Annotated in this window: 3 protein-coding genes; 2 read left to right on the top strand and 1 reads right to left on the bottom strand. The window is 46.5% G+C overall.

Annotation, left to right across the window (positions count from 1 at the left end):
• On the bottom strand, positions 1-1,214 hold a 1,214-nt coding region (locus ACLFWI_RS28290), incomplete at its 3' end, for a peptidoglycan recognition protein family protein (protein WP_446415700.1).
• A gap of 157 nt (positions 1,215-1,371) precedes the next feature.
• On the opposite strand from ACLFWI_RS28290, the gene ACLFWI_RS28285 reads away from it, so the two are divergent.
• Entirely contained in the window at positions 1,372-2,223 is an 852-nt protein-coding gene (locus ACLFWI_RS28285; RefSeq protein WP_446415699.1) for an alpha/beta fold hydrolase, read from the top strand.
• 80 nt (positions 2,224-2,303) lie between these two features.
• Positions 2,304-3,479: a nuclear transport factor 2 family protein gene (locus ACLFWI_RS28280; protein ID WP_446415698.1), complete on the top strand. Its 1,176-nt coding sequence runs from the start codon at positions 2,304-2,306 to the stop codon at positions 3,477-3,479.
• Positions 3,480-3,762: the final 283 nt, after the last annotated feature.

Here is a 3,762-nt window from a genome sequence, read left to right as displayed (position 1 = left end):
AAATTCAGAACAGACCACGTCACCGCCCCCACAATCCCATCTGCAGTCATCCCCTTTGAGCGCTGAAACGCAATAACGGCGGCTTTTGTCTTGGAACCATAGATCCCATCAGCAGGACCCGGATCAAAGCCTTCTTGCTGCAAAACCTCTTGGACTTGCTTCACTTGGGAACCCACGGAACCTTCCTGGAGTGGTAAAAAAGGCTCTAACGGTTGATTGCGCCATTTTTGGGAAAACTCCACCAATGTCGCCTCAGATAGTTGTGCTTGTAACCACTGAATGGCTTGGGTTTGATGGGGGAGTTCCCGGTAATACCTATAGGTATCGAGGAGTTGAACCTGGGTGAAAGGAGTTTGTGGATTCAAAGGTGTACTTCCCCCCGGTGTTGTATCCGGCGCTGTCGGAGTCCCAGTATCGATGGGAGGTGGCTGTGTCGGTTGAGACACCCGTTCTAACACCTTCCACGTATTCGGTCCGACCAAACCATCAGGTTCTAACCCATAAAACTTTTGGAACAAAACCACCGCATCTTCAGTACCCGCGCCAAAAATACCATCAATCGGACCCGGATTAAACCCTTGAGCGCTGAGAATTTGTTGGAGTTCTTTCACTCGTAGTCCGGTGTCCCCTTCCCGCAAAACTTCGATGAAAGATGCTCCTAGTCGCTGACGTACTTCCTGGCGTAAGCGAGGTAATTGACTATATAACCAATCCCCAGGACATTGAGTGGGAGAAAAGTCGCGATGTCCGAGAATATTATCCGGGTTAATCTTAGTCGTTGAGCAAATTGAGGCGCACAACTCAACCAAACTATCCCACTGTTTGGCATTCATTTGATAGGTGATAAACGTTCCTTCATTTTCAATCCCTGGTGACTCATTCCCTTTATTACTACCCGCATGGGATGAACGGATACTGCGTCCCCGTTTAGCCGCATTCAGACTTCCATGTCTACCTTCTAGCAAATATCCGCCCGTCGTGTTCAAAAAATTGTGACCGGAATCAATCCAGCCAAAGCCATCTATATGGGCGGTTTGAATGCTGCGGGCAAAGGTTTTAGCTCCCCTTAATGTCCCTCTGGAGACATCATTGGGGGGATTAGGAGTCGCCGTATGATGAATGATAATATATTGCGGTCTCGTTTCCCCCGCCCAGCGTCTTGGGGGTCTGGCGTCCCATTCCTTGGTAGAAATAACACTAGCCGTAAATGCCATACCGATTGTCTCCCTCCATTCAATCTAAATCAGCCGTGAACTCACTCAAACCAAGAGGATTTGTTTTGCATTCTACCTAATCCCTGCTCAGTAGAATGCGTTATCTTTTGTTGATATTTGCTATCCTACGTTCGGGTTTACTACCACCGAACGCAAAATGACACCAACACGGCAAACTGTATCCTTCCCTGGAATCCAACTGTCTTATCTAGAGTGGAATCAAGGTTCAGAACCCTTGTTACTGCTTCATGGTTTAGCGGATCACGCTTTAGTGTGGTCGAGTTTAGCAGAGTATATCGCTGAGAGTTATCATATCATCGCTCCCGATATGCGGGGTCACGGGGAAAGTAGCAAGCCTGACGATGATTATACCTTTGCCAGTGCGATCGCGGACTTGGAAGCCCTCATGGATTACTTGGGATGGTCATCAGCTCATATTATCGGACATTCCTGGACAGGTAAATTAGCCCCGATTTGGGCAAAACAGCATCCCGAACGGTTTCGCAGCATGGTTTTGGTTGATCCGATTTTTATCTGGAAAATGCCTAGTCTGCTCAAGGTTACATTCCCTTTATTATACCGGGTTTTGCCGTTTCTCAAAGGTATGGGTCCGTTTGAGAGTTATGAAGACGCTGAACAGAAAGTACGCCAGTTAAGTCAATATCAAGATTGGACGCCGTTACAGCAGCAAGTATTTCAAGCCAGTATTGAGCAGAAACCCGATGGTTCTTGGGGGAGTAAGTTTACCGTGGCTGCCCGTGATGGTACGTTTGAAGATGTGATGCTCGTCGCCGGATTAACGGTTCCGATTCATATCCCCACCCTGTTTGTGCAACCGGAAAAAGGGGTAAATCGCCAAGACTGGCAACTGAAACCCTATAAAACCTATTTGAAAAATTTACAACTTTGCCAGGTTCCTGGTAATCATTGGCCCTTTTTGGTCGCGCCAGAGGAGTTTAACCGAACAGTAGCAGCATTTTTAGAGCAACATCGAGAAGCTAACGTTTAACCCGATTAATCTTCATCTTCAATAAATAACCTGCGCTCTCATTCACGATACATTTTTAATGAGAGTCACGAACTACCAACATGACAAAACCTGCTCACTTGATGATTAAATCCCTGTATCAGGCAATCAACCGCAGGGATATTTCCGCCGCTATAGATTGTATCGATGACGAGTGCATTTATGAAGATCTCAACTTTCCCCAACCCTTTCGCGGGAAAGCCGCCGTTCAGCAGCTTTTTGAGGAATCCTATCAAGGTGTACCCGATGACTTACTTTTTGTTATTGATGATATTACAACCGCAGATTCATCTTCCACGGGTGTCCTTTGGCATGTTGAACTGGATGGTATTCCCTTTCCCAATGGACGAGGCGTCAGCTTTTATCGCCTGTCTGAAACCACGGGGAAGTTAGTTTTCGCCCGTGATGTGGTGGAACCGCCAATTAAACCCGGTAAAGTTGCATTCTGGATTATTCGATTGGTTACTCCTTTGGTACGACGACTGCTTAAACGCCAGCCAGAAACCAGTGCTACTGCTAAATCAGAACAACCTCAGCCTTGGGTTGCGATCGCGTTGGCACTGGTGGCTATACTCTATACTTATGTCCTCTTACTCTCTCCACCCAATCAACTTCTTCCCGGAGAACCAATTTGGGCAATTCAACCGGAAACCTTACAGGAAATTCTGGATGAGTCGCTCAATTTCTTCTTGATCTTACCGATTCTCAATGTGGTGGGTATTCATGTGATGGAGTCGCCGACGGTTCACCCTACCCTAGAAGCACTTTTCAACTTTGCCGAAGCCTGGATATTTATGTTCCTCCCCTTGCTGTTGATGGATAAAAGGGGAAGCCATTTACCTAAGGTTTTGATGTGGAGTGTAGCAATGTTCCTGACGAATGTTATGCTTACGCCTTATATGGCATTGCGTTATACCGTTCCCCCTCCTCAAGACAAGGATGAACCTGACAAAGGCTGGCTAGCTCGTCTTTTCGGATGGATTGGGCTGATTGTAGGTACTCTAGCTATTGTATGGGGTTTTGTCGGAAGACCGGAGTTTGGAGATTTAGCACAGAGGGCGCAGTATTTTAGAGAACTGCTAATGAGTAACCGAGTGACTATCGCATTTTGTATTGATTTGGTGCTGTTTTCCATTTTCCAGGGTGTACTGTTAACCGCCGTCATTCCCTCTAATAAAAGGGGGCGCTGGCTGCGATATGTTCCTTTCTGGGGATTGGCGGTTTGGCTGATTATCTGATTGGTTATTCGTCATTGGTCATTGGTCATTCGTCATTCGTCATACTCGCTCCCTTGCTCAGCCAGCGACATCATTTGGTCTTAGTCTCCAGGTTTTATGCTAATCATTTAAGTGGCTAGGAGTACAAAACGTGTCAAAATAGACAGATGTAAAGAAAGATGAATTCAAACCGATGGGAGAACAACTGAGTCAAGCCCTAGAACCTCTCGCTGCGTGGTTTCGCACATTATGGTGCAACTACAGTTAATGACGATCGCCTTCTATAATAGTCATAATTGCCCGA

Source organism: Coleofasciculus sp., assembly GCF_046539235.1.
Classification (GTDB): domain Bacteria; phylum Cyanobacteriota; class Cyanobacteriia; order Cyanobacteriales; family Coleofasciculaceae; genus Coleofasciculus.
Note: the sequence above shows the minus strand (reverse complement) of the source record. Positions and strands in the feature narration are given on the sequence as shown.

Bases quoted from the DNA above. Each gene is read 5' to 3' on its own strand.
- ACLFWI_RS28285 (WP_446415699.1), top strand. From the start codon at position 1,372: ATGACACCAACACGGCAAACTGTATCCTTCCCTGGAATCCAACTGTCT.
- ACLFWI_RS28280 (WP_446415698.1), top strand. From the start codon at position 2,304: ATGACAAAACCTGCTCACTTGATGATTAAATCCCTGTATCAGGCAATC.